The 6,429-nt window shown below is 64.6% G+C and carries 7 protein-coding genes; 6 read left to right on the plus strand and 1 reads right to left on the minus strand.

Annotated features, from left to right (window positions below; all coding sequences use genetic code 11):
* Positions 1–8 precede the first annotated feature (8 nt).
* The 5 genes from AC54AF_RS19195 (at position 9) to gabD (ending at position 4,444) form a co-directional block, all read left to right on the plus strand.
* On the plus strand, positions 9–902 hold the full coding sequence (locus AC54AF_RS19195) for an SMP-30/gluconolactonase/LRE family protein (protein ID WP_496637799.1): 894 nt from the start codon (positions 9–11) through the stop codon (positions 900–902).
* A 13-nt stretch (positions 903–915) separates the two neighbouring features.
* The gene (locus tag AC54AF_RS19200; protein ID WP_496637800.1) at positions 916–1,569 is read left to right on the plus strand and encodes a bifunctional 2-keto-4-hydroxyglutarate aldolase/2-keto-3-deoxy-6-phosphogluconate aldolase; all 654 of its coding nucleotides are present in this window, start codon (positions 916–918) and stop codon (positions 1,567–1,569) included.
* A gap of 66 nt (positions 1,570–1,635) precedes the next feature.
* Positions 1,636–2,058, plus strand: a complete 423-nt coding sequence (locus AC54AF_RS19205) for a CoA-binding protein (RefSeq protein ID WP_496637801.1) — start codon at positions 1,636–1,638, stop codon at positions 2,056–2,058.
* On the plus strand, positions 2,055–2,897 hold the full coding sequence (locus AC54AF_RS19210; RefSeq protein ID WP_496637802.1) for a PPK2 family polyphosphate kinase: 843 nt from the start codon (positions 2,055–2,057) through the stop codon (positions 2,895–2,897). Before AC54AF_RS19205 ends, AC54AF_RS19210 begins: the two co-directional genes overlap by 4 nt.
* 92 nt (positions 2,898–2,989) lie before the next feature.
* Positions 2,990–4,444 (plus strand): NADP-dependent succinate-semialdehyde dehydrogenase, encoded by a 1,455-nt coding sequence (gene gabD, locus AC54AF_RS19215; RefSeq protein ID WP_496637803.1) that lies wholly within the window; start codon positions 2,990–2,992, stop codon positions 4,442–4,444.
* Between the two features lie 6 nt (positions 4,445–4,450).
* On the opposite strand, the gene AC54AF_RS19220 is transcribed toward gabD, so the two are convergent.
* Positions 4,451–5,575 (minus strand): extracellular catalytic domain type 2 short-chain-length polyhydroxyalkanoate depolymerase, encoded by a 1,125-nt coding sequence (locus AC54AF_RS19220; protein ID WP_496637804.1) that lies wholly within the window; start codon positions 5,573–5,575, stop codon positions 4,451–4,453.
* A 176-nt stretch (positions 5,576–5,751) separates the two neighbouring features.
* Here AC54AF_RS19220 and AC54AF_RS19225 point away from each other — a divergent pair, with 176 nt between their 5' ends.
* The gene (locus tag AC54AF_RS19225; RefSeq protein ID WP_496637805.1) at positions 5,752–6,339 is read left to right on the plus strand and encodes a glutathione peroxidase; all 588 of its coding nucleotides are present in this window, start codon (positions 5,752–5,754) and stop codon (positions 6,337–6,339) included.
* Positions 6,340–6,429 lie beyond the last annotated feature (90 nt).

Consider the following 6,429-nt stretch of genomic DNA (forward strand, 5'->3'; position numbering starts at 1 on the left):
GAACAGACATGGGGACACGGGCCCAATTACTGGTCGATGCGCAGAATTTTCTCGGCGAGGGCGTGCGCTGGTGCGAACGCAGCGGCCGCGTTTTCTGGACGAATATCGAGGGCTGCCAGCTGCATGCGCTGGTGCTGGCCACGGGCGAGCGCCAGAGCTGGGCCATGCCCGAGCGCCTGGCCTGCTTCGCGCTGACGCACAGCGACGACGTGCTGCTGCTGGGACTGGCCTCCGGACTGGCCTGGTTTGACGCGCGCAGCGGGGCCGTCACGCCCCTGCACACGGTGGAGGGGGACTTGCCCATGACGCGCCTGAACGATGGCCGCTGCGACCGCCAGGGACGCTTTGTGTTCGGCACGCTCGATGAACGCCCGTGCCGCGATGCCATCGGCAGCTTTTACCGCCTCAACCTGGATTTGAGCCTGGAACGCCTGCCGCTGCCGCCGATCGCCATCTCGAACAGCATCTGCTTCAGCATCGATGGCGCGGCCATGTACTTCTGCGATTCGATGAAGAAGGCGATCTACCGCTGGGACGATTACCTGGGGGGCGACGCCAGCCGGGTGCGCGTGTTTGCCGTGCTCGATCCGGGGCCGGGCGCCGCCGACGGCGCCACCATCGATGCGGATGACCACCTGTGGAGCGCGCAGTGGGGCGCCGGCAGGGTCTTGCGCTTCGCGCCGGACGGCAGCGTCGAGCGCGCGATCGCCTTGCCGGTCTCGCAGCCCAGCTGCGTGAGCCTGGGCGGCCCGCACTACGACGAATTGTTCGTCACGACGGCGCAGGAAAGCTTGAGCGCGGCCCAGCTGGAAAGCGAACCGCTGGCCGGGGGATTGTTTCATGCGCGCCAGGTGGGTGTGCGCGGTTTGCCGGAAGTGCGCTTTGGCGCGCTGCCGGCCTGACAGGAGAGAGCAGATGCAGAAGCACACAGTTTTCAATGGCATCCTCGAACGGGGCATGGTCGGCATCGTGCGCGCCGGTTCACCCGATGCGGCCGTGCAGATCGCCGAGGCGTGCATCGCCGGCGGCGTCACGGCGCTGGAAGTGGCGTTCACCACGCCCGACACCCTGGGCGTGCTGCGCACCCTGCGCGAACGCCATGGTCATGAGGTGCTGCTGGGCGCGGGCACGGTGCTCGATACGGAGACGGCGCGCGCCGCCATCCTGGCCGGCGCCCAGTTCATCATCTCGCCCGGCGTGAACGTGGAGACCATCGCGCTGTGCCAGCGCTACCAGGTGCTGGCCATGCCGGGGGCGATGACGCCGACGGAGATCGTCACGGCCCTGCAGGCGGGCGCCGACATCGTCAAGGTCTTCCCCGCCGAGATGTTCGGCTCCGCCTACATCAAGGCCCTGCGCGCGCCCTTGCCGCAAGCGCCGCTGATGCCCACGGGCGGCGTGACGGTGGAGAACCTCGACGAATGGTTTGCCAGCGGCGCCGTAGCCGTGGGCATCGGCAGCAGCCTGAGTGGCCCGGGCGCCACGGGAGACTACGCGGCTGTGACGGCGCGCGCGCAGGCCTTCGTGGCAAAGATGGCGGCCGTGCGGACTTCCAGGACTTCTGGATAGCTCCCTGCGCCGGATAATTCTGCTACGCTAGGCGGGCAATGTCGCACGCCCAACCACGAACAGAATATGTCCAATATCGCCCGTATCCTGCAAGAGAGCCGCATCATCGCCATCGTCGGCATGTCCGACAAGCCCGAACGCGCCAGCCATGAAGTGGCCGACTACCTGCTGCGGCAGGGCTACCGCGTGCTGCCCGTCAATCCGGCCCTCGCCGGGCGCGAGGTGCTGGGCCAGCGCGCCTACGCCACCTTGACGCAGGCTGCGGCGGCTGTCGCGCCGGCGCGCATCGACATCGTCGACTGCTTCCGCAAGCCCGAGGATATCCTGCCCATCGCCGAGGCAGCCATCGCCGTCAAGGCCGGCTGCCTGTGGCTGCAGCTCGACGTCGTCAACGAGCAGGCGGCGCAGCTGGCGCGGGCGGCGGGCCTGGACGTGGTGATGGACCATTGCACAAAAATCGAGCACCGCAAGCTGGTGCTGGCGGCATGAAGGCGCGCACGCAATTTCGTGCCGGGCAGGGTTTTGAGCTGAACGAGGACTTCGCCGGCAAGCGCCTGCTGGGCGCAGCCACCAAGGCGGCGAACAAGAAGCTGACGCCAGCCCAGTGCAAGGCCCTGGACCGCGAGGAAACCGTGGCGCTGACGGCGCAGATCGCCGAGTGCCAGAGCATGTTGTATGCGCAGCACAAAAAGAAGGTGCTGCTGGTGTTGCAGGGCATGGACACGTCGGGCAAGGATGGCACGGTCAAGGCCATCTTCAGCGACATCAACCCGATGGGCATCCGCGCCGTGGCGTTCAAGGGGCCTACCGATATCGAACTGGCGCACGATTACCTGTGGCGCGTGCACCAGCACGTGCCCGTGAAGGGCGAGATCGCCATCTTCAACCGCAGCCATTACGAGGATGTGCTGATCACGCGCGTGCAGGACATGATCGACAAGGCCGAATGCCAGCGCCGCTACGCGCAGATCCGCGATTTCGAGCGCATGCTGAGCGAAACGGGCACCGTCATCCTGAAAGTCTTCCTGCATATCTCGAAGGACGAGCAGCGCGGACGGCTGCAGGAGCGACTCGACGATCCAGACCGCCAGTGGAAGTTCGATCCCAACGATATCGCCCAGCGCAAGAAGTGGGATGGCTACCAGCGCGCCTATGAAACGGCGATCCGCGAAACGGATGCCGACCACGCGCCATGGTACGTGGTGCCGTCCAATTCCAAGACCCAGCGCAACCTGGTGGTCGCGTCCCTGCTGCTGGAAACCCTGCAGGGCATGAAGCTTGCCTATCCGCCGCCGGACCCGAAACTGTCGTCTTTCAAGGTCGAGTAGAGGGTAGGGCAGTTCAGCGCTGCGCCTGCGGAATCGGCCGCGCTGTGGCATAGTATCCCTCGTCGATAATTCAAACCAGACCGGAGATCCATATGCTGCAGTTGAAAGATCCTACCTTGTTGCGTCACCAGGCTTACGTGAATGGAGCCTGGATGGACGCCGATGGTGGCAAGACGATTAATGTGAGCAATCCCGCCACCGGCGAGCATATCGGCACGGTGCCCCTGATGGGCGCAGCCGAGACGCGCCGCGCCATCGAGGCGGCCAATGCCGCCTGGCCCGCCTGGCGTAAGAAGACGGCCAAGGAACGCGCGGCCGTGCTGCGCCGCTGGCATGACCTGATCCTGGAAAATGCCGACGACCTGGCGCTGATCATGACCACCGAGCAGGGCAAGCCCCTGCCGGAAGCGAAGGGCGAAGTGCAGTTTGGCGCCTCGTTCATCGAGTGGTTTGCCGAAGAAGGCAAGCGTGTCGCGGGCGATACCCTGCAATCGCCGTGGCCGGACCGCCGCCTGGTCATCACCAAGGAGCCGATCGGCGTGTGCGCCGCCATCACGCCATGGAATTTTCCTGCCGCGATGATCACCCGCAAAGTCGGCCCGGCCCTGGCCGCCGGCTGCCCGATGGTCTTGAAACCGGCCGAAGCGACGCCGTTTTCCGCACTGGCGCTGGCCGTGCTGGCCGAGCGCGCGGGCGTGCCCGCGGGCGTGTTCAGCATCGTCACGGGCGCGCCGAAAGACATCGGCGGCGAAATGACGTCGAACCCCATCGTGCGCAAGCTGACGTTTACGGGCTCGACCCAGGTGGGCCGCCTGCTGGCCGAGCAGTGCGCGCCGACGATCAAGAAACTGTCGCTGGAACTGGGCGGCAATGCGCCGTTCATCGTCTTCGACGACGCTGACCTGGACGCGGCCGTGGAAGGCGCCATCGCCTCGAAATACCGCAATGCGGGCCAGACCTGCGTCTGCGCCAACCGCCTGTACGTGCAGGACAGCGTGTATGACGCGTTTGCCGACAAGCTGGTGGCCGCCGTGGCCAAACTGAAAGTCGGCAATGGCATCGAAGCGGGCGTCACGCAAGGCCCGCTGATCGACGCCAAGGCCGTCGCCAAGGTGGAAGAGCACGTGGCCGACGCGCTGGGCAAGGGAGGACGCCTGCTGGCCGGCGGCAAGCGCCATGCGCTGGGCAATGGTTTCTTCGAGCCGACCATCATCGCCGACGTGACGAACGACATGCGCGTGGCCACCGAGGAAACTTTCGGCCCGCTGGCACCCCTGTTCCGCTTCAAGACGGACGAGGAAGTGATCGCCCTGGCGAACAACACGGAATTCGGCCTGGCCGCCTACTTCTATTCGCGCGACATCGGCCGCATCTGGCGCGTGGCCGAAGGCCTGGAAACGGGCATGGTCGGCGTCAACACGGGCCTGATCTCGAACGAGATCACGCCCTTCGGCGGCGTCAAGCAATCGGGCCTGGGCCGTGAAGGGTCGACCTACGGTATCGAGGACTACCTTGTTATCAAATACATTTGCATGGGCGGTATCTAAGGCCGCCTAGCGTGAGCCGCGGCGCGCAGCCAACCTGTCCAGCATGCCCTTGACCGCTGCCATCTGCGTGCCGCTCTTGCGGTAGAAATCCGGGTTGATCGGATTGATGCTGGTGTAGCCCCAGAAATCCCAGCAGCCTTTCGGGTTGTACGGGTAGACGGGGCTCGGTTCGGCCTGCGGATACAGCACGATGATCTTGTTGGCGTCCGCCACCTGGTTGTAGCCGGTGCTGGCATAGAAACGGTCGCCGATGGCTTGCGTCGTTTGCAGGCAGCCATGGAACACCACGTGCACGCGGCAGCTCTCGCTGTCGCAGGCTTTCGGGATGTAGGCGTAGCCCGTATTGTTCATGCTCGAGTACGCGCTTTGGATGAAGCTGCGCTGGTTGAAGGTGATCAGCTTGCCTGTCAGGGTGGTCGACGAAGGCTGCAGCTCGGAGTACAGGTGCTGCAGGATGTCGCGCGCCTGCACGAAGTCGCAGTCGTTGATGAAGGGCGATTCCGTCACGGCGCAGGGCTTGTCGGCGTTGCTGTCGGTGATGATGGCATGGCCCGCGCCGACCGTATCGACGAAGCGGATTTGCGCCGCCGGCGTACCCGCCAGTTGATAGAATTTTTCCACCTGCTCCACCACCGGCCGCGTCACGGTCTGGTCTTTCGTTCCGCTGAACAGATACACGCGCTGGCGTTTCAGGTTGGCCGTGTCGTCGATGAGTCGGGCGCGCGCAAAATCGTTTGCCGCGCGCAGCAATTCGCTGGCGACGGGCGGCGCCACCTGCGCGCTGCCCGGATTCATGCAGGTGGTCAGGGCATTCGTCAGGTAGGGAATGTAGGGGAAGCGGCCCGGCTGGCCAGAGCAGAAATACGGGCCGCCCGCGATGATGCCGGCGCCGGCCACCGTGGCCGAGTAGGCGACGGCAAACTGCGCCGCCATGAAGCCGCCCGAGGACAGGCCGGATACGGTGGTCTGGCTCAGGTCGGCCTGGTAGCCGGGCAGGGCGGGGGCGGTACTGGTCGCGGCGGGCTTGACGGCTTTGGCGGCCTTGGCGGCGTGCGCGCCGCCTGGCGCCAGGGTGACGAGGCTGGCGGCCAGCAGGGCGGTGGGCAATACGGTCAGGTATGGGAAGGGCATGGCAACTCCACAGGGCAAGGGCAGGAAGGCCGAGCATAGGTAAAAAAACTGTGCGCTGGGCAAGTACTGCACGGTCGTTGATGTCGCTCAAGCTATCTGTGTTGTTGTTCGTCTTGTACGCGTGCGCGGCGTTTGGCATAGAATGGTTTTTTTCCTTTTCGACCATGGTGCCCTTCATGTCCAAGACCCTTGCCCAGCTGTTTGCGCTGACCACCCTTGCCGCCGGCGCCAGCCTGGCCATGCCGGCCCATGCCGCCGCAACCGCCGTCGCCGCACCGGCCGCGTGTCCCGCCATCCTCAAGCAGACCTTCAACCGCCTGCAGGATGAAGCGCCGCAAAACCTGTGCCAGTACGCGGGCAAGGTCGTGCTGGTGGTCAATACGGCCAGTTATTGTGGTTTTACCAATCAATATGAAGGGCTTGAGGCGCTGTACGCCAAGTACGGCAGCAAGGGCCTGGTGGTGCTGGGCTTCCCGTCGAACGATTTCGGCAAGCAGGAGCCGGGCAACAGCAAGGAAATCGCCGATTTCTGCTACAACACCTATGGCGTGAAGTTCCCCATGTTCGCCAAATCGGTGGTCTCCGGCCCCGCGCCGAATCCGCTGTACGTGGATCTGATCAAACAGACGGGCAAGACCCCAGCGTGGAATTTCCATAAATACCTGATCGACCGTCACGGTAAAGTGGTGGAAAGCTTCCCCAGCAAGGTGACGCCGGACGACAAGAAACTCGTTGGTGCGGTGGAAAAAGCGCTGGCGATGTAAGTTACCGACACGCAAGCAGGCTTGAACGCCTGCTTTTTTAGGCTCTGTCCTCGGCAAATAGGGGAAATGCCGGAATCTTCTCTTGGCAGT

The organism is Janthinobacterium sp. JF4, from assembly GCF_059617925.1.